General features: G+C 66.9%; 21 protein-coding genes and 2 tRNA genes. 10 read left to right on the top strand and 13 right to left on the bottom strand.

Features of this window, described 5'->3' with window-relative positions; all coding sequences use genetic code 11:
* Window positions 1–610: 2-polyprenyl-3-methyl-6-methoxy-1,4-benzoquinone monooxygenase (gene coq7, locus N5C25_RS11310; protein WP_279936950.1), on the bottom strand; the 610-nt coding region annotated here is incomplete at its 3' end.
* Window positions 611–808: 198 nt separating this feature from the next.
* Here coq7 and rplM point away from each other — a divergent pair.
* A complete protein-coding gene (rplM, locus tag N5C25_RS11305) occupies window positions 809–1,237 on the top strand; it encodes a 50S ribosomal protein L13 (RefSeq protein ID WP_005414692.1) in 429 nt (142 codons plus the stop codon).
* A 2-nt stretch (window positions 1,238–1,239) separates the two neighbouring features.
* Window positions 1,240–1,632 carry a 30S ribosomal protein S9 gene (gene rpsI, locus N5C25_RS11300; RefSeq protein WP_019661502.1) on the top strand — a complete coding sequence of 131 codons (393 nt, stop codon included), beginning with the start codon at window positions 1,240–1,242 and terminating at the stop codon, window positions 1,630–1,632.
* Window positions 1,633–1,914: 282 nt separating this feature from the next.
* On the opposite strand, the gene N5C25_RS11295 is transcribed toward rpsI, so the two are convergent.
* Together N5C25_RS11295 and N5C25_RS11290 are read right to left on the bottom strand one after the other, a co-directional pair.
* Window positions 1,915–1,989: transfer RNA gene (locus N5C25_RS11295), tRNA-Gln, on the bottom strand.
* Window positions 1,990–2,044: 55 nt separating this feature from the next.
* A tRNA-Met gene (locus tag N5C25_RS11290) sits at window positions 2,045–2,121 on the bottom strand.
* 121 nt (window positions 2,122–2,242) lie between these two features.
* On the opposite strand from N5C25_RS11290, the gene N5C25_RS11285 reads away from it, so the two are divergent.
* From N5C25_RS11285 to bfr, 3 genes are all read left to right on the top strand, one after another.
* Complete coding sequence (locus N5C25_RS11285) at window positions 2,243–2,863, top strand: RNA pyrophosphohydrolase (RefSeq protein WP_019661501.1); 621 nt, start codon at window positions 2,243–2,245, stop codon at window positions 2,861–2,863.
* 108 nt (window positions 2,864–2,971) lie between these two features.
* Window positions 2,972–3,181, top strand: a complete 210-nt coding sequence (locus N5C25_RS11280) for a bacterioferritin-associated ferredoxin (RefSeq protein WP_019661500.1) — start codon at window positions 2,972–2,974, stop codon at window positions 3,179–3,181.
* 141 nt (window positions 3,182–3,322) lie between these two features.
* Complete coding sequence (gene bfr / locus N5C25_RS11275) at window positions 3,323–3,793, top strand: bacterioferritin (protein ID WP_005414691.1); 471 nt, start codon at window positions 3,323–3,325, stop codon at window positions 3,791–3,793.
* Window position 3,794: 1 nt separating this feature from the next.
* Here bfr and N5C25_RS11270 read toward each other — a convergent pair whose 3' ends face one another.
* Genes N5C25_RS11270 through N5C25_RS11260 form a run of 3 tightly spaced genes read right to left on the bottom strand, consistent with a single transcriptional unit; the run spans window position 3,795 to window position 8,576 of the window.
* Window positions 3,795–6,026 carry an ATP-binding protein gene (locus N5C25_RS11270; RefSeq protein ID WP_262213037.1) on the bottom strand — a complete coding sequence of 744 codons (2,232 nt, stop codon included), beginning with the start codon at window positions 6,024–6,026 and terminating at the stop codon, window positions 3,795–3,797.
* 1 nt (window position 6,027) lies between these two features.
* A complete protein-coding gene (locus tag N5C25_RS11265; protein WP_058978871.1) occupies window positions 6,028–7,914 on the bottom strand; it encodes an EAL domain-containing protein in 1,887 nt (628 codons plus the stop codon).
* Between the two features lie 44 nt (window positions 7,915–7,958).
* Window positions 7,959–8,576, bottom strand: a complete 618-nt coding sequence (locus tag N5C25_RS11260) for a DUF4126 domain-containing protein (protein WP_279936949.1) — start codon at window positions 8,574–8,576, stop codon at window positions 7,959–7,961.
* Window positions 8,577–8,755: 179 nt separating this feature from the next.
* Between N5C25_RS11260 and N5C25_RS11255 the strand changes: the two genes are divergently transcribed.
* From N5C25_RS11255 to ampE, 5 genes are all read left to right on the top strand, one after another.
* Window positions 8,756–9,499 carry a DUF6776 family protein gene (locus N5C25_RS11255; protein ID WP_058978868.1) on the top strand — a complete coding sequence of 248 codons (744 nt, stop codon included), beginning with the start codon at window positions 8,756–8,758 and terminating at the stop codon, window positions 9,497–9,499.
* A 4-nt stretch (window positions 9,500–9,503) separates the two neighbouring features.
* Window positions 9,504–9,968 (top strand): polymer-forming cytoskeletal protein, encoded by a 465-nt coding sequence (locus tag N5C25_RS11250; RefSeq protein WP_006398829.1) that lies wholly within the window; start codon window positions 9,504–9,506, stop codon window positions 9,966–9,968.
* 31 nt (window positions 9,969–9,999) lie between these two features.
* Window positions 10,000–10,392, top strand: a complete 393-nt coding sequence (gene erpA, locus N5C25_RS11245) for an iron-sulfur cluster insertion protein ErpA (protein ID WP_005419789.1) — start codon at window positions 10,000–10,002, stop codon at window positions 10,390–10,392.
* Window positions 10,393–10,552: 160 nt separating this feature from the next.
* Window positions 10,553–11,458, top strand: coding sequence for an NAD(+) diphosphatase (gene nudC, locus N5C25_RS11240; protein WP_251101965.1), 906 nt, complete (start codon window positions 10,553–10,555; stop codon window positions 11,456–11,458).
* Between the two features lie 146 nt (window positions 11,459–11,604).
* On the top strand, window positions 11,605–12,492 hold the full coding sequence (gene ampE / locus N5C25_RS11235; RefSeq protein WP_021203729.1) for a regulatory signaling modulator protein AmpE: 888 nt from the start codon (window positions 11,605–11,607) through the stop codon (window positions 12,490–12,492).
* A gap of 674 nt (window positions 12,493–13,166) precedes the next feature.
* Here ampE and N5C25_RS11230 read toward each other — a convergent pair.
* From N5C25_RS11230 to N5C25_RS11200, 7 genes are all read right to left on the bottom strand, one after another.
* Window positions 13,167–13,592, bottom strand: a complete 426-nt coding sequence (locus tag N5C25_RS11230) for a DUF2752 domain-containing protein (protein ID WP_049468614.1) — start codon at window positions 13,590–13,592, stop codon at window positions 13,167–13,169.
* A 43-nt stretch (window positions 13,593–13,635) separates the two neighbouring features.
* Entirely contained in the window at window positions 13,636–13,914 is a 279-nt protein-coding gene (locus N5C25_RS11225) for a CD225/dispanin family protein (protein WP_005419785.1), read from the bottom strand.
* Between the two features lie 34 nt (window positions 13,915–13,948).
* Complete coding sequence (locus tag N5C25_RS11220; RefSeq protein WP_005411297.1) at window positions 13,949–14,236, bottom strand: CD225/dispanin family protein; 288 nt, start codon at window positions 14,234–14,236, stop codon at window positions 13,949–13,951.
* A gap of 182 nt (window positions 14,237–14,418) precedes the next feature.
* A complete protein-coding gene (locus N5C25_RS11215) occupies window positions 14,419–16,308 on the bottom strand; it encodes an MFS transporter (protein WP_279936948.1) in 1,890 nt (629 codons plus the stop codon).
* 98 nt (window positions 16,309–16,406) lie between these two features.
* Complete coding sequence (locus N5C25_RS11210) at window positions 16,407–17,201, bottom strand: SDR family oxidoreductase (RefSeq protein WP_058978863.1); 795 nt, start codon at window positions 17,199–17,201, stop codon at window positions 16,407–16,409.
* Between the two features lie 141 nt (window positions 17,202–17,342).
* Entirely contained in the window at window positions 17,343–19,520 is a 2,178-nt protein-coding gene (yccS, locus tag N5C25_RS11205; protein WP_251101968.1) for a YccS family putative transporter, read from the bottom strand.
* Window positions 19,521–19,702: 182 nt separating this feature from the next.
* Window positions 19,703–21,760 carry a TonB-dependent receptor gene (locus tag N5C25_RS11200; RefSeq protein WP_279936947.1) on the bottom strand — a complete coding sequence of 686 codons (2,058 nt, stop codon included), beginning with the start codon at window positions 21,758–21,760 and terminating at the stop codon, window positions 19,703–19,705.
* Between the last annotated feature and the right edge of the window lie 295 nt (window positions 21,761–22,055).

Below are 22,055 nucleotides of genomic sequence, written 5' to 3'. Positions count from 1 at the left end.
AGGCCAGTGCCATCGCGCCCGGAATCGGAAACGGAAGGCGGCGTGCGCCGGCCTGCTCGGCGTGCTCGGCATGGCGGGCCTCGTCCTCCTTCATCACCTGAATGACCGCGCGGCTGCGCAGATCGCCGGGCGGCAGATTGACCAGGTGCTCGTCCAGATGGGCTTCCACCTGGCGCTCGGTCTCGACCACGAAGCCCAGGTTCCATCCGTCGCCGCGCAGCCCGGCCAGGGTGCCGATCGTGTAGCTGCCGGCGTACCACAGCGGGTTGAACAGGCTGGGACGGCTGTCCAGTTCGGCCAGCCGGGTGGCACACCAGGCCAGATGGTCGGTCTCTTCCTGGGCCGCTTCCAGCAGATGTTCACGCGTGGCCGGGTCGCGGGCCACGGCGGCCTGGCCGAAATACAGGCCCTGCGCACAGACTTCGCCGACGTGGTTGATCCGCATCAGGCCGGCTGCATGGCGGCGCTCGGCGCTGCCCATGCCGGGCTCGTCGGTCTCCGCAGCCGGGTAGGGGCGGGCCGCCGGTGGATTGCCGAACACCGTGTCCAGAGCGCGCTGCGCCTCGGTCAGCAGGTGGTCCAGCGGGGTGGTCTGGCGGAGCACGGTCATGGCAGTACGCGGTGGGGCGGAAGTCCCCCCGATTCTCGCCCGGCCCTGCGTCCGTGCCAACCCGGCCTGACGGTCCACTTGCAAGTGGCTGGCAAGGCCAGTACAATCCCGCCTCTTGCGCTTCACCTTTTCACAACGCGTGGCAGAGTTCCGGCGAGCCTTTCGCCGCAATGAGCCCGACCTAACCTAGAGTTCTTCATGAGCACTTTCACTGCCAAGAACGAGACCGTCCAGCGCGACTGGTACCTCGTCGACGCCGAGGGCAAGACCCTGGGCCGTCTCGCCACCGAGCTGGCCCGCCGTCTGCGTGGCAAGCACAAGCCGGTCTACACCCCGCACGTTGATACCGGCGACTACCTGGTCGTCATCAATGCAGAAAAGATTGCCGTCACCGGCAAGAAGCTGCAGGACAAGATGTATCACCGTTTCACCGGTTACATCGGCAACCTGAAGACCGAGTCCCTGGCCCAGGCGCTGGAGCGCCACCCGGAGCGCGTGATCGAGATCGCCGTCAAGGGCATGCTGCCGAAGGGCCCGCTGGGTCGCCAGATGTACCGCAAGCTCAAGGTCTACGCCGGCACTGAGCATCCGCACGCCGCACAGCAGCCGCAGGTTCTGGATATCTAATCATGGCTATCACTCAAAACTACGGCACTGGCCGCCGCAAGTCCTCCACCGCTCGCGTGTTCCTGCGCAAGGGTTCGGGCAACATCACCGTCAATGGTCGTCCGCTGGACGAGTTCTTCGGTCGTGAGACCGCGCGCATGATCGTGCGCCAGCCGCTCGAGCTGACCAAGAACACCGAAAGCTTCGACATCCTGGTCACCGCCGCTGGCGGCGGCACCACCGGCCAGGCCGGTGCGATCCGTCTGGGTATCGCTCGTGCGCTGGTCGAGTACGACGAAAGCCTGAAGTCCGAGCTGCGCAAGGCTGGCTTCATGACCCGCGACGCCCGCGAAGTCGAGCGTAAGAAGGTCGGTCTGCACAAGGCCCGCCGCGCCACCCAGTTCTCCAAGCGCTGATCTGCTGCGCCTGGTTGGGCTCCTTCGGGGGCCCGCTGGATGGAAAAGCAAAAGCCCGGCTTCGGCCGGGCTTTTGTCGTCTTGGAGTCAGGCATTTCGTGGTTGCCGGCCAGCGGCCGGCACTACCCGTCTTTTTGCATGTCCGACCCCGGGCCTCTCTCTGGAGAAGAGCCCCCTTGTTGTTCAAGGGGGTGCGCCGACAGGCGCGGGGATAAGGTGGAATGCGTGACCAAATTAAAAGCAAAAGGCCAGATCTTTCGATCTGGCCTTTTGCTTTTAATTTGGCTGCCCCGGATGGATTCGAACCACCGAATGCCTGAGTCAGAGTCAGGTGCCTTACCGCTTGGCGACGGGGCAAAACGTGCAACGATTTTCTCACTTATCACGCTGAAAAACAACTTCATTTTCAGTGTGGTGGCTATGGGTGGACTCGAACCACCGACCCCAGCATTATGAGTGCTGTGCTCTAACCGGCTGAGCTACATAGCCTTGGTGAGCCCGCTATTCTGCGGATGTGTACCGTCCCTGTCAACACTTTTGTGCCGTGCTTGTGGGCCGACAGAGGGCGTGGGATAGTCCCGGGCAGTAGATTTTCTTAGGAGTCCGCATCGTGATCGATCCGGACGGCTATCGACCGAACGTCGGCATTGTGCTGATGCGGCAGGACGGCCAGGTGTTCTGGGCACGACGCGTGCGCCGGGATGGTTGGCAGTTCCCGCAAGGGGGCATGAACACCGATGAGACGCCCGTCGAGGCCATGTATCGTGAACTGCAGGAAGAAACCGGCCTGCTGCCTGAGCATGTGGAAGTGCTCGGGGCCACGCCCGGTTGGCTGCGCTACAAGCTGCCGGCGCGGGCCATCCGCCGCAACGAGCGGCAGGTCTGCATCGGCCAGAAGCAGGTCTGGTTCCTGCTGCGCCTGACCGGCGACGAATCCCATGTGAAGCTGGACCACACTGACTCGCCCGAGTTCGATCATTGGCGCTGGGTCGATTTCTGGTACCCGGTGGAGCATGTGGTGGTGTTCAAGCGCGGCGTCTATGCGCGCGCATTGCGTCATCTGGCGCCTTTGGCGCGCGGGGTCGCCGGGCAGGGCGTAACCGCCATGCCCAAGAGCGCCGCCGAGGCCTGGATGCCCGGCCACACGGCCGGCCACGACCGCCCGCGCAAGCGCCCGCGGACGCGCGGCTACTGGCCGAAGAAGGCCACGGGTGATGGCCCAGCCAGCTGACGGGCTGAACGGTATCGAGAATGGTTCAGGTCTCTGATTGACAACCATTCTCGTTTCCATTGGAATAGCCACCAGGCCGCTCCTGGCCTGTCAGCCCGGTTCCCGCCTGTGTACGTCTGCATCTGCAACGGAGTCACCGACCACCAGATCCGCGAAGCCGCCAGCCATGGTGTCAGCACGGTGGCCGAACTGACCATGCGGACCGGCTGTGGTGCGACCTGCGGTTCCTGCCTGGACATGGCCGCGGACCTCTTGGCCAAGGCGCGTGCGACCCACGATCTGCCGCTGCCGGTATTGGGCCTGGCCCAGGTTGCCTGATCGTTTCTTCGCGGCGCATTGATGCCGCGCTTTCGCATCCTTCACGCGCGGCCGCACAGGCCAATGCGCACGATTCGCGTTCCTTCACGGCCGCAGGCAAGGCGTTAAAGTGCCTGCGTTTTCAGCGTGCAGGAGCATCCCATGAAGGGCGACACCAAGGTCATCGAATTCCTCAACAAGGTCCTCTACAACGAGTTGACCGCGATCAACCAGTACTTCCTGCACGCCAAGATGCTGAAGAACTGGGGCATCAAGGAACTGGCCGAGCACGAGTACAAGGAATCGATCGACGAGATGAAGCATGCCGACATGCTCGCCGACCGCATCCTGTTCCTCGAAGGCCTGCCGAACTTCCAGGCGCTGGGCAAGCTGCGCATCGGCGAGAACCCGACCGAGATCCTGCAGTGCGACCTGTCGCTGGAGCGCGACGGCGTGGTCACCCTGCGCGAGGCCGTCGCCTATGCCGATTCGGTCGGCGACTATGTCAGCCGCCAGCTGTTCGTGAAGATTCTCGATTCGGAAGAAGAACACATCGACTGGCTGGAAACCCAGCTCGACCTGATCGAGCGCATCGGCGAGCCCAAGTACCTGCTGAGCAAGCTGGAAGAGTGAGTCAGCTGTCCTGGCCGGCACGATGCTGCGCCAGGTAGCCCGTCAGCGCCACACGTGCCCGGGCGAATTCGGCAACCAGCAGCGCGACCGCCACCGCGGGGCGCTGCAGGCTGCCACCACGGGCCTCGCGTTCGATGCGCTGCGCGACCGCCGACAGCGACAGGGCTCCCACGTTCGCACTCGACGATTTCAGGCTGTGCGCGACCGCCTGCAGGCGGGGCTCGTCGCCGCTCTGCGCGGCCTGCTGCAGCTGCTGCACCATCGCTGGCGCATCGTCAAGAAAGACCGACACGATCTGCATGGCGGCGTCGCCGATCACCGCGTGCAGTTCGTCCAGCACATCGCGGTCGAGTACCGGTTGTGGCTTGGAGCCCACTCGGCTGTCATCGTCCTGCAGAGCCGAGCCATGCTCGGCTGATGGAGCCCCGCTGCTGTTGGCCGTCAGGCGAGCCATGCTCGGCTCTGCAGAAGGCCGTGCAGGTGATGCGGCTTTACCGCCACCCCAGCGCTTCAACAGCGCATGCAGCGTGGCGCGGGCGATCGGCTTGGACAGGTAATCGTCCATGCCAGCCTGCAGGCAGCGCTCGCGGTCGCCGGCCATGGCATTGGCGGTCATCGCGATGATCGGCAGGCGCGCTCGCCCGGTTTCCGCTTCTTCCGCACGCCAGTGGCGCGTGGCGGCGTAGCCGTCCAGCACCGGCATCTGGCAATCCATCAGCACGATGTCCACGCCGCCTTCGCGAAGAGCGGCCAATGCCTGCTCGCCATCGACGGCGTTGCGCACCTCGCACTGGAATACGCGCAGCAGCTGCTCGGCCACCATCCGGTTGACCGTATTGTCTTCCACCAGCAGCACGCGCAGGTGCAGTGGCGGCAGCACCGGCGCGGGTACCCCATCTCCGGCACTGGAAAGCAGGGCGGCAGGACGGGCAGGCGTGACAGGTGCGGCCAGGAGTGCATGCAGTGCGGCATCGTCGAAGTGCGTGGGCAGCTGGCGCTGGCGCGGTCGTTGCGCTGGTGCGTCATCCTGCAGCCAGAGCACCTGCAGTGCGTCGTCGTCACCGCGCTCGGCCAGTGCCTGCTGCAGCATCGCCTCGCCGCTGCGCCGCGCTCGTGCATCGACCAGCAGCCACGCCGGTGCCGGTTGCCCGGGTTGCGGCGCGGTGCGCAGCTGTTCGACCACGGCGTCCAGCTGGCTCAGCATCTGCACCTGCAGCCCATGGTGGGCGGCGATGCGCTCGATGCGTTTCTGCAGCATTGCATCGGCACTGAACAGCAGCAGCGCTGTCGGCGCGCGGGCCATCGCCGGCAGGTCGCCGGGCACCTTCAGCAGCGGAATCTCGAACCAGAACGTAGCACCCTGGCCGGGCGTGGACTGCACGCCGATCTGCCCGTGCATCAGGTCGATGATGCGCCTGCAGATGGCCAGGCCCAGGCCGGTGCCGCCGTAGATGCGCGTGGTCGAGGCATCGGCCTGGCTGAAGGACTGGAACAGGCGTGCCTGCAGTGCCTCATCGATGCCGATGCCGGTGTCGATGATCTCGAAGCGCAGCTGGTGCTGGGCCGCGCCTTCGCCCAGCCGCTGCACGCGCAGCTGTACCTGGCCGCGCGCGGTGAACTTGATGGCATTGGCCAGAAGATTGCTCAGCACCTGGCGCAGGCGTACCGGGTCGCCGCGCACCGGCAGGCGCACCGACGGGTCAAGCTGCAGGGTCAGGGACAGGCCCTTGGCGTCGGCGGCGCGCTGCATCAGCTGCACCACGCCATCCAGCAGATCGCGCAGGTTGAAGCTGGTGATTTCCAGTTCCAGCGCCTGTGCTTCCAGCCGTGAGTAGTCGAGGATGTCATCGACGATGCGCAGCAGCTGCTGTGAACTGGCCGAAGCGGTGGCCAGCATCTGCCGCTGGTCCTCGCCCAGCGGCCCGTGCGCGATCAGCTCCAGCATCGGCAGGATGCCGTTGAGCGGGGTGCGGATCTCGTGGCTCATGGTGGCCAGGAACTCGCCCTTGGCCAGCACCGCTGCTTCGGCGGCCTGCTTGGCCTGCAGCAGCTGCTGTTCCAGCTGGCCCTGGCGTTCGGTGGTACGGCGCAGCTGGTCGCGTTCGGCGGCGAGCGCATCGTGTGCGCGTTGCAGCCGGGCCAGTGCACGGCTGCGTGCGCGCAGGCGCAGGCCCAACAGCAGCGCCACGGCGGCCGCGGCAAGGGCAACCAGCAGCACGCCCCACAGCGGCACGTCAGAGCACCGCGTTGTGGAAGTCGAAGTTCAGGTCGCTGCCGGCCGACTGCACCATGTTGCCCTGGATGTAATCGACGCCGCCGACCCACATCGCCGCGGCGGCCTGTGGGTCCTCGATCTGCTGCCCGATGATCTGCAGCCCGGCCGCATGTGCCTGTTCGATCGCCTTGCGCAGTTCCTCGCGCGTGGCCGGGTTGGCATGGCTGCTTGAGAAGCGCGCGGCCATGCGCACGAACGACAGCGGCAGCTGGGTCAGCAGGGCGTCGGCTTCGCCGCTGGGCTCGAACTGGCTCAGGCAGAAGCGCACCCCGGCGCCGGCCATGCGCTGGCAGAACTGTTGCAGCGGCACGGTGTGGATCAGTGCGTCGGGCAGGCGCACGTCGATCACCAGCGCACTGCCCGGCAGGTCACGCTGCTGCAGCGATTCCAGCAGCCAGTCGGCGAAGGCGTCGCGCTGCAGGGTGCGCAGCGACTGCGAGACGAACAGGTTCAGCGGCGGCGTGGCGTGCCGGTAGAGATCCAGCAGGCCCAGCGCGTGGTCCATCACCTGCTGGTCGAGGTCGGCGATACGGCCTGCCGCTTCGGCGGCCGGAATAACCTGGCCGGCCGCCAGCACCGTGCCATCGGCCTGGCGCAGGCGCAGCAGCAGCTGGTACTGCGCGGTGTTGCCACCGGCGACGGCGACGATCGGCTGATAGGCCAGCTCCAGCTGGCCTTCCAGCAGTGCCAGGTGCTCCTGTTCGGTGACGGCCTGGCGGTGCACATGGCCCGCCACACCGGCGCTGAGCAGGCGTGCCTGCAGGGTGGTGCGCTCGATCGCTTCCAGTGCAGCGTTGGCATCGTCGAAGCCCGGCGACAGCGGCGCATAACCCACCACGCCGCGCAGGTGCACCGATTCGTCGTCGCGGATCACGAAGGCACGCGCCGACAGCTGCTCGCGCAGGGAAGCGGCGATGCCTTCCAGGGCATCTTCGTCGGCGTTGCGGGCCAGCAGCAGGAAACTGTTGTCGTTCAGGCGTGCCAGCAGGTGTGGATGGCCGGCCTCGGCCAGGCGCTGCCCGGCCTGTACCATCAGGCGCTCGAAGGCGGCATAACCATAGCGTTCGCGCAGCCCCAGCGCGCTGGCCACTTCGATGAAGAACACACCGCCCCGGTCGTGGTGGGCGAGTGCGGTGTTGAGCTGCTGCAGCACGTGATGGCGCGTCGGCAGGCCGGTTTCCGGATTGCTGGTGGCCGGTACGCCGCTGGCACCGGGCAGGGTCGCGGCCTGCGCACGTGCGCGGCGGATGCGGTTGGCCACGGCGGCGATCAGGTGGCGCGGCCGGATCGGCTTGCTCAGGTAATCGTCGGCGCCGCTGTCGAGCACTTCGAACTGGCGCTCTGGATCCGGATCGCCGCTGAGGAACACGATCGGCAGCAGCTGCAGGCCGGGCTGCTGGCGGATCAGTGCGGTCAGCCGCATGCCATCCAGTCCGGGCAGGTGCAGATCCATCAGGATCAGGTCGGGACGGTGTTCCTTGATCGCCTGCAGCGCGCCATCGGCGTCGCTGTGCACGATTGCCTGCATGCCGGCGCCGTGCAGCACGCTCTGCGCGAACAGGGCCTGGGCGCGGTCGTCCTCGACGATCAGCACGCGGTAGGGCGAATCGGAGGCCAACGGCGCCTGGTCGTTGTTGCCAGCCTCGGCCAGGAAGGCCGGGCCCGGCAGAGGCGGTGGCGCGCTGCCGATCGATGCGGGCATGTCGGAGCTGGCCAGCGGCGGAACCACTGCGGGTACTGCGGCGACCGCGCTCGCCGGCTCCGCGGCCCAGCGTTGCCAATGATCGGCCGGAGGGGATTCAGCGCGTCCCGGGCGGGCGCCCGCGGGGGATTCGTTTGCGGCCATCGGTGCTCCTGGTGTTCGCGTCCATTATGCGACAAGCCCGTGGTTCAACCGGTACCTGGCTGGCGCGGACCGTCCGGCGACGCACTGCGTGCCAGCCAGCGCACGCCCTTCCACAAGGCGCGCCAGACCAGCCACACCAGCAGCGCGCCCGCCAGGCTGCAGGCCAGCACCACGATCAGCGCGATCCACGGGTGTGCCAGGACCAGGGCCAGGCCCCCGACCACCACGGTGTCCTCGGCGGTGGAGGCCACCCAGTTGCTGGCGGGCTCGGGCGAGGTATTGAGCAGGGCACGGGTGCCGGCTTTCAGGCCATGGCTGGCCAGCGCGACTCCGGCACCGGCAGCAAGTGCGCCGGTACCCAGCTGCCCATCCGGCGACAGCGTGGCTGCGGCAAGGAAGGCACCTGCGGGTACACGTGCCAGGGTCTGCACCAGGTCCCACGCCGAGTCCACGCCGGGAATCTTGTCGGCGAAGAATTCGGTCACCGCCAGCGCCGCCGAAGTGCCCAGCACCCACCACGATTCAGTAGCCTGCAGGGCCGGTGGCAGGTCGACCCAGCCGAGCAGGCCGGCCAGGCCGACACCGAACACGGTGAGGTAGACGCGGATGCCGGCCAGCCAGGCCAGCAGGATGCCGATCACGAACAGGTGGGCTTCGGTCATGGCGATGCTCCGGCGACGGAACTGTGCAAGGGACCACACTATCGACGATGGCATGCCTGAACGCCACAGACCGTGGCTCGCTACTGCGCAGGAAACCCACCCGTCCTGTCATACACTAGCCCGTCGTTTGCCACAGGGGCCGTACCGGTGTCGCCCTTGCGATACCCCGGAAACCACCCATGACCAACCGTCCTCCCATGCGCGTGCAGGTCCGCCTGCCCGGCGCGCCGCAACCGCCTGCCGACCGTGGCCGCCTGCTGGTGATCGGCGGCATCTGGCTGCTCAGCCTGGTGCTGGCGGTGCTCGGCGGCTGCTGGATGGCCACCCCGCGCGATGCCCAGGGCCAGCGCCTGCAGGCCGCCGAGAAGCGTGCCGAGACGCTGCAGGCGCAGCTGACCGAACTGCGCCAGAAGCAGGCCACGCTGGAAGCCTCCGACCGCATCAGCCGCGCCGCCAACACCGAGGTGCAGTCCTCGCTGGCCGAGCGCGATGAGGAAATCGCCGGCCTGCGTGCCGACGTTGCCTTCTATGAGCGCCTGGTGGGTTCGACCAGCCAGCGCAAGGGCCTGAACACCCATTCGATCGAGTTCAGCCCGGAAGCGGCCGGCACGTGGCAATACACCGCCGTGCTGACCCAGAACCTCAACCGCGGCGCCATCAGCCAGGGGCAGATGCGCTTCACCGTGGAAGGCGTCAGGAACGGCAAGCTGGCCACGATCAGCTGGGATGATCTGCACCAGCGCAGCAAGGTACCGGGACAGGATTACTCGTTCCGGTACTTCCAGCAGCTCACCGGCAGCGTGATGCTGCCGGCTGACTTTACCCCGCAACGCGTGCGGGTGACATTGGGGAGTGGTACGGGGGGTACCACCCAGGTATTCGACTGGAAACAGGCCGGTGCGCCGGCCGCCAAAGGGGAGTAGGCAGATGTTCGGAAGCAGCAAATCCAACCGTGAAGGCCAGCTGGTGGTGGATGCCCTGATCGGCAACCAGGTGGTGATCCGCGGTGATGTGGAATTCAGTGGTGGCCTGTACGTGGAAGGCCGCATCCATGGCAAGGTGATCGCCGCCGAAGGCGCCAGTGGCGCGACCCTGACGGTCGCCGAGCACGGCGTGATCGAGGGCGAAATCCGGGCCCAGGTGGTGGTCATCAGCGGTCGCCTGGACGGCGATGTACACGCCACCGAGAAGGTCGAGTTGACCCCGAGCGCACGGGTCAATGGCAACGTCCATTACCAGGTGGTGGAGATGAATGCGGGCGCCCAGCTGAACGGCCGCCTGATCCATGCCAGCGCCCCGATGGCGGCCCTGCCGGCGCCGGAAGGCGATGAGGCCAATGGCGGCAAGGGCGACACTGCTGCACGCCGCAAGCTGGCCGAGGCGATGGCTTGAAAGCCATCCCCGGCACCCCCATGCTGGCATCATGAGCACGCTAGTCTCCCTGCCCGGCGCCACTCCGGTTGCCGCGCCCGATTACCAATCGCTGGAGCGCCCGCTGAACTTCACCGAGTCGGCGGCCGCCAAGGTCAAATCCCTGATCCAGGAAGAGGGCAACCCCGACCTGGCCCTGCGTGTGTACATCGAGGGCGGCGGCTGTTCGGGCTTCCAGTACGGGTTCGAGTTCGACGAGAACCGTGCCGAGGATGACCTGGCGGTACAGACCAGCGGGGTGACCCTGCTGGTCGATCCGCTGAGCCTGCAGTACCTGATGGGCGCCGAGGTGGACTACACCGAGAGCCTGACCGGTGCCCAGTTCGTGATCCGCAACCCGAACGCAAAGACCACCTGCGGCTGCGGCAGCAGCTTCAGCATGTAAGAGCCCTGTGGCCAGGATGTGCCAACCACGGTTGGCACCCACCAGAGCGGATCAGTAGATCCACGCCGTGCGTGGATGCTCTGTGCCTCCATGCACACAACAGCAGATTGCGCACAGCGCCGACCTTGCCACCCGCATCGATTGGCGGCACGCTTGCCGGATGCCCAATACTTCTTCGCCGCTTTCCGGTTTCGCCTTCGTTGGCGAACCGCTGGAGCGCGCCGATGCCCTGCGCGACGATGCCGATGCACTGGCGCGCCTGTGGCCGGGCGCGCGCATTCTCGTGCTCGATCAGGACGGCAGCGCCTTTACCGGCGATGACGGCCAGCCGCTGGCGCTGACCGGCGCCGACATCGGGGGGGGGCCCGGCTCCGCGATCTTCCTCGGCCTGCGCGGGGAACAAGCATGGTTCTCGGTTGAAGCCGCCAGCGTCACCGTCACCGCACCACGTCGCCTCGACCTGCGCCAGGCCGCGCTGCTGTGGTCGATGGCCGATGCGACCGCCTTCAGCTATGCCCGCGGCATGTCTTACTGGCACTCGCGCACCCGCTTCTGCGGTGTGTGCGGCGGCGCCGTGGCGTTTGCCCGAGGCGGCTTCGTCGGCCGTTGCGCGCAGTGTTCCACCGAGCACTACCCGCGTGTCGATCCCGCCGTGATCGTCGCCGTGGAGAACCAGGGCCGGCTGCTGCTGGGCCGGCAGTCGAACTGGGCCCCGCGTCGTTACTCGGTGCTGGCCGGCTTCGTCGAACCCGGCGAGACGTTCGAGCAGACCGTGGTGCGTGAAGTGCACGAGGAGAGCAAGGTGCGGGTGACCGCCTGTCAGTACCTCGGTTCGCAGCCGTGGCCGTTCCCCGGCGCGCTGATGATCGGTTTCCGTGCACAGGCGCAGGATGACCTGCCGACTGTGGATGGCGAACTGGAAGACGCGCGCTGGTTCACTGCCGATGAGGTTGGCGCAGCATTGGCACGCGATGTGGACGACGATGGCCAGGGCATCCGCCTGTCGCCGCCGATCTCGATTTCGCGCGGCCTGATCGAACACTGGTACCGCGAGCAGCAGGGCTGAACCGGGCTGCGGCCGGGCCGGTTGTGGCCGCTGTATTGCCGCCACCTGAACACGGCCCGGGTTACAGTCCGGTTCACCGCTGAGGGGCGCCGCTGCGACAGGTAAGGTAACGGCGCCGAGCGTTCCGTTTCGTAGGGAGACCTGCCATGTTCACCACTCTGGCCGCCGTGCTGGTGGCACTGGCCCTGGGCCATGTTGCCCCGGCCGCTGCCGCCTCGCTGCGCCGTTTCGACGGCTTCCGGCGCTGGCTGGGCTGGCTGGACGCGCATGGCGGAAAGGCGTGGCAGGGACCGGCCGGTGTTGCATTGGCACTGCTGCCGCCGCTGCTGCTGATGGCGCTGCTGGCATGGCTGCTGCGCGGGGTGCTGTTCGGGCTGCCGTCGCTGATGCTGGGCGTGGCGGTGCTGGCCTGGTGCTGGGGGCCGCGTGATCTGGATCGTGATATCGAAGCGATCATCGATGCGGACGACGCCGCAACGCGTCAGGCCGCCGTGCGCAACCTGCAGGCGGCCGGTGGCAGCCTGCGCGAAGACGTGCCGTCGCTGGTCGAGGCCACCGTGCTCAACGCGCTGCGGCGCTGGTTCGCGGTGCTGTTCTGGTTCCTGCTGCTGGGCCCGGCCGGTGCGCTGGGGTACCGGCTGCTGGCGCTGATGGCGGAAAGCCCGATGCGTGCCCGCGTGCCGGTGGAGCCGCTGGCGCTGGCGCAGCGCCTGCTGGGCTGGATCGAGTGGCCGGTGGCGCAGCTGATGGCGTTTTCGATGGCGCTGGTGGGCAACTTCGATACGGCGTGGAAGGCGTGGCGCCAGGCGCATGGCGAGCGGCTGGCCGGCACCATCGGGTTCCTGGGCGCGGTGGCGCGGGCCAGCGTCAACGCCGAGCTGCGCGAAGATGCGCACGATTACACCGAGGCCGGGCTGTTGCCGGTGTGGCAGCGGCTGCCGGACCTGCGTGATGCGATGAGCCTGGTGTGGCGGATGCTGCTGCTGTGGCTGGCGATCCTGGCGTTGCTGGTGATAGCAGGCTGGGTGACGTAGGTGTTCTGGCAGGGCTTGCAGCCCTGCACCTGCAGAGGCAAACGCCAAAGCCAAAGCCAAAGCGGCTCTGGGTTGCTGAGGGTTGGGCGGGGCGGTGTGGGGCTGCAGGACACGCCGTAAACCCCCAGGCCGGCCCAGCCGCTGGCGGCTGGGCGTTCGGGCGCTTGCGACGCAGTGCCTCGCAAGCAAAGCGCCCTCACCCCTGGGGACTCGATGGCGCCATCCATGGCGCCAACGGTCCTGCAGCCCCACACCGCCCCACCCCCGACAGTTCCCGGTGACGGTGGGTCAACTGCGACTGCCGGTGGGTGTCGACCTTGGTCGACACGGTAGATCCACGCCATGCGTGGATGCGGAGCGAAGCGATCCGCTTTCGCTTCTGATCTTCTTCTTCTTTTCCGTGGTGGACGCGCACGGAAAATGTCCGTGGCCGGGCGGGATGGGTTTGAGGGGGTGTCCGCGGCATGGGTCCGAGGCATGCCTCGGGCGGGTTGGGCAGGACGCCCAACCCTGGTCTTGCCGTGCGCGCAGGACAGCGCACACGAGCAAGCCGCGGCCACGCCTCCACGGGCGGATTCACGGCGTCCCCCGCAAACCCGTCCCGCCCGGCCAACCCCAAGGCTTCTGCCTTCAAACGCCACCCACCACGAGGGGCTGCGCCGTTGGCTGGAATCCTAGACCGGTGCCAGTGCGGTGAACGGTGCCCACGGCAGGTTGCGCAGCAGCGCATACCCGGGCAGCAGCCAGAGCCAGAACGTGGGATTGGCCAGTACCCGCATCAACGGGTCGAGCACGCGCGGGCGGATGCCGGCGGTATTCAGCAGCATCAGCAACAGGAACGGCAGGCTGATGACCAGCAGCGGGTTCATCGCCATCGCGCCGGGAAGGTCGAAGTGGACCAGCGAATACAGGCAGCGCGTGCTGCCACATCCCGGGCAGTACAGGCCCGTCAGCGCGTACAGCGGGCAGCTCGGCAACGGATTGCCGGCGACATAGGGATTGACGTTGCGCAGCACCAGCGCGGCACCGGCGGCCAGTCCGGTGGCGGCCAGCAGCGGTGCCCAGCGGGCCAGTCGGGATCGGGAGGGCAGTGCGGACATGCAGCAACGGATCCGGCGCAGGCGCCGGATCCGTCCACGCGGATCAGTAGCCGCTGTTGCTCATCGCACCCATGCCGCCGAGAGCGACGATCAGGATGCCGTACAGCACGCCGACCACGACGGCGGCGATGGCCGACCAGATGGCCCACTTCTTGGCCTTGGCCGAGGATTCCTGGGCACCGGCGATATCGCCAGCGGCCAGCTTGCCGTTGACCTGGGCGGCGTAGACGATCGAGACGATGCCGGCCGGCAGGCAGCAGAACAGGGTGCTCAGGATGGCCCAGACCAGGTTGTTCGGGACCTGCGGAGTGGCGGTATTCATGGGTTCAAGCTCCTTGATGGGTGGTGGTGGTAGATCATTGGTCGGAAAGAGCGCCCAGCACGGCCAAGCCGCCGAACAGCCCGAGCCACAACAGCAACAGGACCGGCAGGGCCACGGCCGAAGCCACTGCCCACCAGCCCGCCTTGCGCGACGCGCTGTAGGCCCCCGGCAGATCGCCAGCCGCGCGGCGGCCATCGACCTGGGAGGCATAGACGATCGACACCACGCCCAACGGCAGGCAGCAGAACAGCGTCGTCAGGATCGCCCAGACCAGATGGTTGGGGATGTAGACCGGACGGCTGAGCGGTGGTGGTTGATTCAAAGCGAGACTCCATTCCTTGGTGGCCGGCCTTGGTGAATCGGCCGAACCTCCCCCCTGTGGGTGCGTAATCTACCGCAACCGGCGTTGCATGTATGCGTTTACACGCACGGCATGTCGTGTTCGCCACTGGACGGTGGCGTATGCGGGGGAGGTTGCCGGGCCTGCCTGTCAGTCCGATTCTGTCAGGCGTGATCGCCGCGCAGGGCCCGCACCTGGGCTTCCAGCGCCTGGGCGTTGGTGGTGTGGCCGTCCATGGACGGTGCCGCCACTACCTCGACGGTGGCCCGGAAACGGCGCGGCACCCGCATGCGGCCGAGGCGGCTGTCGCGCCGGCTCCACATGCTCGACCACATGCCGCGCAGGGCCATCGGCACCACCGGCACCGGCCGCCGTTCGAGGATCTTCTCGACGCCGGACTTGAACGGGGCGATTGCACCATCCTTGGTCAGTGCGCCTTCCGGGAAGATGCAGACCAGCTCGCCTTCGGCCAACGCGGCGTCGATGTCATCGAACGCGCGTTGCATCAGCGCCGGGTCTTCGCGCGCACCGGCGATCGGGATCGCCTTGGCGGTACGGAAGATCCAGCGCATCACCGGGATGTTGAAGATCCTGTAGTACATGACGAAGCGCACCGGACGCGGAATCGTCGCCGACAGGATCAGTGCGTCCATGTAGCTGACATGGTTGCAGACCAGCAGCGCGGCACCTTCGTCGGGCACGTTGGCTTCGATGCCGTGCGGGCGCAGCCGGTACAGGGTGCGCACCATCAGCCAGCTGAGGAAGCGCATCAGGAATTCGGGGACGATGGTGAAGATGTAGATCGCCACCAGCGCGTTGGCGATGGCCAGCGCCAGGAACTGCTGCGGGATGCTCCAGTGCAGCAGCGTGTGCGCGGCCAGCGACAACAGGGCTGCGCCGACGATGAAGCCGGAATTCTGGATGTTCAGTGCGGCGAACACGCGCGACATCTGCGCCTTCGGCGTGCGGCTCTGGATCAGCGCGAACAATGGCACCACGAAGATACCGGTGAACAGGCCGATGCCGATCAGGTCGATGACGATGCGGATGCTACCGGGCTGCTGCAGGAAGGTGCCGATGGTCAACCCGTGCTCCGTGGCCTCGCCGCTGCGCGCGAAGTACAGGTCGAGCAGGAACGCGGTCATGCCGAACGCGCCCAACGGCACCAGGCCGATTTCCACCGTGCGTGCCGAAAGCTTTTCGCACAGCAGCGAGCCGACGCCGGTGCCGACCGAGAACAGGGCCAGCGCAAAGATGTACAGGGTTGGTTCGCCGCCGAGGTTGGTCACCGCATAGGCCGGCAGCTGCGAGGTCAGCACGGTGCCGACGAACCAGAACCAGGACACGCCCAGGATTGAATTGCGCACCGCCTTCTGCTGGCGCGCCATGCGTAGCACCGCCAGCGATTCCGGCAGCGGGTTCCAGTTGATCTTCAGGTCCGGGTCGCCGGCATCGACCTTGGGAATCAGGCGGGCGGCGATGTTGCCGCAGATCGCCAGCGCGATGATCGCGCACGCGGCCACCACCGTGCCATGGCTGCCGGCCACGGTGAACACCAGGCCGCCGACGATCATGCCGGACAGGATCGACATCGAGGTGCCCATCTCGACCAGGCCGTTGCCGCCGGTCAGCTCTTCGGGCTTGAGCACCGAGGGCAGCACCGAGTACTTCACCGGGCCGAACAGGGTTGACTGCATGCCGGTGCAGAACAAGGCGACCAGCAGCACCGGCAGGCTCTGGGTGAGGAAGCCGGTGGCCGCCAGCGACATGATCACGATCTCCATGGTCGTGGTGATCACGATCAGTCGCGATTTCTCCAGTTTGTCGGCGATCTGCCCGGCCAGTGCCGAGAACAGGAAGTACGGCAGGATGAAGATGGCCGGTGCCAGCGTGGCGTACAGCCCCAGTTCTTCCTCCGGCACGGCCATGAACAGCAACATGCTGATGATCGCCTGCCGGTACACGTTGTCGTTGAACGCACCGAGCGCCTGGACGACGAAGAACGGCAGGAAACGGCGCTGGCGCAGCAGGGCGAACTGGTTGTGACCGGACATGGAACCTCCTTGACCGGCGCAGCCTAGCATTCCTGCCTATCCGCTGTGGGTGCGGACCTGTGGGTGCGGACCGTTGGTCCGCACACCTGTCGATGGTCTCAGACGATATCGTCGACCACGCCGCCATCCACGCGCAGTGCTGCACCGGAGGTGGCCGAAGCCTGCGGCGAGGCCAGGTACACCACCATGTTGGCTACTTCCTCGACCGTGGCGGTGCGCTGGATCACCGAAGACGGCCGGTGTGCCATCACGAACTCGCGGCCGATCTGCTCCAGCGGCTTGCCGCTGCGCTGGCGTTCATCTTCGAACATCGCCGCGAAACCGTCGGACAGGGTCGGGCCGGGCAGCACCGCGTTGACGGTGACGCCACTGCCGGCCACGCGCTTGGCCAGGCCGCGCGACAGCGACAGCTGCGCGGTCTTGCTGACCCCGTAGTGGATCATGTCGGCGGGAATGTTGCGTGCCGATTCGGAGGAGATGAACAGCACGCGACCCCAGCCGGCATCGACCATCGCCGGCAGCAGTGCCCGCGACAGGCGCACACCGGACATCACGTTGGTCTGCCAGTAGCGCTCCCAGGTGGCATCTTCGGTCTCGAAGAAGTCCTCGGGGCCGAAGACGCCGGCGTTGTTGACCAGGATGTCGACCTTGGGCAGGCCGGCCAGCAGCACATCGACGCCGGCCGCATCGGAGAGATCGGCGGCCACGCCGATCACCTCGGCACCCGGAACGGTGGCGAGCAGGCGCTGGCGGGCGCGTTCGACACTGTCGGTGCTGCGGCCGTTGAGAATGACCCGCGCACCCGCCGCGGCAAGACCCTGGGCGATCGCCAGGCCGATGCCGGCGGTGGAGGCGGTGACCAGCGCGGTGCGGCCGGCGAGTTCGATCTTCATGGGGGATTCCAGTACCAGGGGATCACCCAGTATCCGCGCGGGAACGTGATCGGGATGCATCGCAAGGCGCAACACACGGTTGCACACGGTGCAGTAGATCCACGCCACGCGCGGATGGGATGCCCGACCAGCGACAAGGAATCAGGTCAGGTTGGTCACTGCCTCATTGGCCGCTGCACGCACCTTCGGCAGCATCCGCAGCACCAGCGCCATCTGGGTACGGATCAGCTGCAGTTTCGGCGGCATCGCCTCGTCGATCTGCTCCAGCTCGGCGGCCACCGCGCGGTCTGAGTCGTTGTCATCTTCCGCAACGGGTTGCCGCGCGGTCAGCGCCGTCGCCAGCTGCTGAAGTGCCTTGCGCACGCGATCGCCCGCGGCCAGCGCCAGTGGATCGCCAGCATAGCTGTCCACCTGGTCGCGGTGCGCACCCAGCGCCGACAGATGCCCCAGCAGCGTGTTGGACAGCGCCAGGAAGCGGAAGCCGGCATCCAGATTGCGGCGCACATGGCCGGGTTCGCGCAGCATGTTCGACAATGCGGTGGAGAGCGCGGCGTCGGCGTTGTGCATGTCGCGGCGGGCGATGCGGTAGGCCAGGTCATCGCGCATGCCGCTGCGGTACTGGCCCAGGACCGAATCGAGGTAGCGCGCAGCGGTATCCAGAACCCGCGCCAGCACGAGGTGCAGCTGGCGGCCCTGCCAGTCGGGCAGGATCAGGAATGCGGCGACGGCGGCGATCGCGCAGCCCAGCAGCGTATCGACCATGCGCGGCACGATCAGCACGAAGCCGTCGCCGATAAGGTTGAAGCAGGTCAGCGCCATCACCGTGATCGCCGCCGATGCCACCAGGTAGCGATCGGTACGGGTGAAGAAGAACAGCAGCGCCGACAGCAGTGCGATCAGCAGCTGCACGTGCAGCTGTGGGAACAGCTGCAACAGCGCCCAGGTCAGTACCAGGCCGGCCACGGTGCCGACGATGCGTTGCGCCAGGCGCTGGCGGGTGGCACCGAAGTTGGGCCGGCACACGAACACGATGGTCAGCAGCACCCACGAGCCGTTCTGTGCATTGAACAGGCGTATCGCGGCAAAGCCGGCGATCAGCGCCAGCGCCATGCGCAGGCCATGGCGGAACAGGACCGAGCCGGGCGTGAGCTGCTGGCGCAGGCGCACGCCCATCTCGCGCAGGGTGTGCGGGTTGCTGTCGCGCAGGCGGGTGTCGACGTTGTCCAGACTGGCCTCGGAGCGCTCCGCGTCCAGCAGGCGGCGCTCGATGCTGCGCAGGTTGTGCACCAGCAGGTCCAGAGAACCAAGCAGGCGCTGCCACTGTGGGCGCTGCTGGTCACGCAGGTAGGCCAGCGCATCGGCCAGGTCGCGCCCGGCCTGCTGGTTGCTTTCGCCGTACACGAACGGACGGCGCAGGCGGATCGCTTCGCCCAGGCGCGCGCAGGCCTGGCCCTGCAGGTCGAGCAGGCGCTGGCAGCGGTACAGCACATCGCTGTGGAAGAAGGCGTCGACCAGCGCGCCATAGGGGTAGTGCGAGGAACTGGCGCGCTCGTGGAAATCCTGTGCCATGTAATAGAGACGCAGGTACAGACCGGAGTTCACGCCCGGCCGCCCGGAACGGCCGAAGCGGGCCAGGATCGCGGTCTTGGCCTCGTTCAACGCACCGACCACACGCCGGTTCTGTTCGGCCAAGTCGAGTTGGCGACGTTGCAGGTCTGCTTCCCTCACCGGCTCGAACAGCGCGGCCTTCAGCTGCAGGTAGCGGCCCAGTTCCTGATACAGCCGCGCCACGCGTTCGCGCACCGGACGATTGGCGAACAGCGCGGTCCACAGGATCGACAGCAGGCCATACCAGACCGCACCGGCCAGCAGGTGGCTGACCGCGTCCAGCGCGCTGTGCAGGTCGCCGGCGCCATGCTGCTCCAGGCCGATCATGGTGTAGATCGCCAGCGTCACCGTCGCTTGGGCGATCGACGCATAGCGCTCGCCGAGCGCACCGAGCAGGGTCAGGCCGAAGGTGGACAGCGCCAGCGCGCCAATGAAGATCCACGGCCACGGGAACAGCCAGATCACCGATGCTGCGGCAAGGCAGAAACACAGCAGCGACAGCAGTACCGCCTTGGTGCGGCCCCACCAGTTGTCGTCGGTCTCGGCGATGGCGCTTGCGATGATGCCGAGAAACACGCCGGGCAGGGCGGTGAGCGCATCCAGCTGCCAGCACACGGCAAGCGCTGCGGCCAGGGCGATGAACACGCGCAGGCCGTAACTGGCCTTTTCGTGGGCCCACAGGCGGCTGAGGCGGGATTGGCGGGCGGACATGCAGGCTCGGTGGAAGGGTCTTCCACCATTATTGCGGGCCACGCGTGAAATGGTAGATCCACGCCACGCGTGGATGATTTTCCGCTCGATACGCGGTAGTGCCGGCCGTTGCCCGGCTCTTCATGTGCGCGGACGAAGGTGCGAGGAGCCGGCCGGCGGCCGGCACTACGGGGTTGCCGGGGTTACATGTCGAACCGAACGCTCACCGCGAACGTACGCGGCAGGCCGGCGCCAGCGTTGGACCAGTACTTCCGGTTGGCCAGGTTCTCGACGCTGGCACGCAGGGTCACCGGGTGGCCCGAGGCAAGCAGCCGGTAGCCGACGCCGGCATTCACCAGCGTGTAGTCGGGCAGCTTCAGGGTGTTGTCGGCGTCGTACCAGACATCGCCGTAGTAGCGCACGGCCGCATACGTTTCCAGGCCGTCCACCCACGGCAGCTGGTAGGTGGCATGCATGACGCCGCTCCAGCGCGCGGCACCGGCGGTACGGTTGCCTTCCTGTGCGGCGCTGGCCGGCGACAGCCTGTCGTAGGTCGGGTCCAGCCAGGTGACGCCACCGCCGACCGTCAGGGCATCGTTGAGGTGCAGGTCGGCACTGGCTTCGATGCCTTCGTACAGCGTGATGCCGTCCTGCACCAGGCGCTTGCCGGCAGGCGTGAGCTCATCGATGTTGGCGCCACGCTCCAGCCGGAACGCCGCCAGGTTCGCATTCCAGCGTGCCCCCTCGACCTTCGCGCCGATCTCGTACTGCTTGCTGATGGTCGGGTCGAGCACGTCGCCCGCGTTGATGTAGCTGTTGCCTACGCGGCTACCGGCTTCCAGCGATTCGATGTAGCTGGCATACAGCGTTACCGCCTCGCGGGGCTTGAACATCACCGCGTAGGTCGGTGTGACCGGGTAGGTGTGGTAGCGGCCCCTGGTCTCGTAGTCGTTGTAACGCCAGCCTGCCAATACCGACCAGCCACTGCCGAGATCGACGGTATCGCTTGCGAACACGGCCTGCTGCACGGTCTCGTCGCCGCGGGTCATCACCCGTGAACCGACGGCGTCATGACGGAGGGCGGGGCGCTGGTACAGGTTGCCGCGGCCGATCAGGTTCCATTCGTAGGGGCGGTCCCATCCCAGCCCGGTCTGGTGGCTGATGCCCGCAACCACCTGATGCTGCAGCGGGCCGGTGCGGAAGCTGCCCTGCAGCATCGCCTGGGCCAGCTTCCACTCGCTCTTTCCGCCCAGTTCGTAGACGTTGACGTCATAGTCGCCGTTGGGATTGTCGATGTAGGCGAAGATCTTGTTGACGTCGTTCCACGAGGTGGTGACGCCGTAACTCAGGCTGGCTTTCCAGTCGCTGTTGATCTGCCAGTTCAAGCCGGTCGACAGCAGGCTGGATCGGGTGTCGTAGTAGGTGCCGGGCACGCTGTTGTCGGTACCCCCGGCAATCGGTCGCGGCAGCGATGTCAGGCCACGGAAGTAGTACTGCGGCGATTCTTCGCGCAGATCGCGTGACTGGAATACGCCGTCGAGGGTCCAGGTCAGTACATCGCTCAGGCGGGCATCCAGCGAGAGTGCGCCAACCTTGCGATCGACGTGCCCACCATTGAAGGTCTCGCCCTTTTCCTGGAAGGCGTTGAAACGGTAGCCGAACATCTGCTCGTTGCCGAAACGTCCGCCAACGTCGATGCCGCCGCTGACGATGCCCTGTTCACGCCAACCCAGCTGGGCGGAGAAGGTGGGCGTGTCCGTCGGCTTCTTGGTGATGTAGTTGACGATGCCGCCGGGTGCACCGAACCCGTACAGGAAGCCGCCCGGGCCTTTCAGCAGATCGACCTGTTCCATCACTTCCAGCGGCCATTCGGTACCCCAGGAAGAGACCTGCAGGCCATTGACGCGATAGCTGTCAAAATTCAGTTCGATACCGCGATTGCGGATGGGTGAGCTCCAGCCGCTCGCGTAGGCGCTGACCTGGGTGGTGACCGAAGGGTCGAGCAGGAAGGCTTCGCCCAGCGAGACCACCTGGCGCTGCTCGATCTGCTCGCGGCCCACCGCGGTGATTGCAAACGGAGTGTCGCGCAGGGCGCGGTCGCCCAGTGCGCCGGCGTCGGTATGGGTGCGTTCGGCGGTGACATTCACCGCATCCAGATCGGTGGCGTTGCGGCTGACGGCCGGCGCTTCGGCATGGGCAGCGCCGGCGGCGGACACGGCGGAGGCCAGCAGGGCCAGGCGGGGGAGACGGGAAGGCAGCATCGATGGTGGTCCTCGACGGACGGCCACAGGCCATCCGCCCACGGGTGGGGGAAGGGGCAGTGGCTGGGATCACGCAGGCTGGCCGGGGAAGGCAGCGGGGCGCCGCAACGGGGCGCAGGACCGTAGCTGGATGAGAATTGTTCTCTTTTCGTTACGGCACGTCAAACCTGGAGGCGTGCGGACCAACGGTCCGCACCCACGGTCCGTACCCACCATTCGCATCCACGGTAGTGCCGGCCGCTGGCCGGCAGATTCGCAGTACCGAGAAGTAGATCCACGCCATGCGTGGATGGGC

This window comes from Stenotrophomonas sp. GD03958, assembly GCF_029839005.1.
Classification (GTDB): domain Bacteria; phylum Pseudomonadota; class Gammaproteobacteria; order Xanthomonadales; family Xanthomonadaceae; genus Stenotrophomonas; species Stenotrophomonas hibiscicola.
The sequence above is the reverse complement of the archived record's forward strand: the minus strand, read 5'-3'. Positions and strand labels throughout refer to the sequence as shown.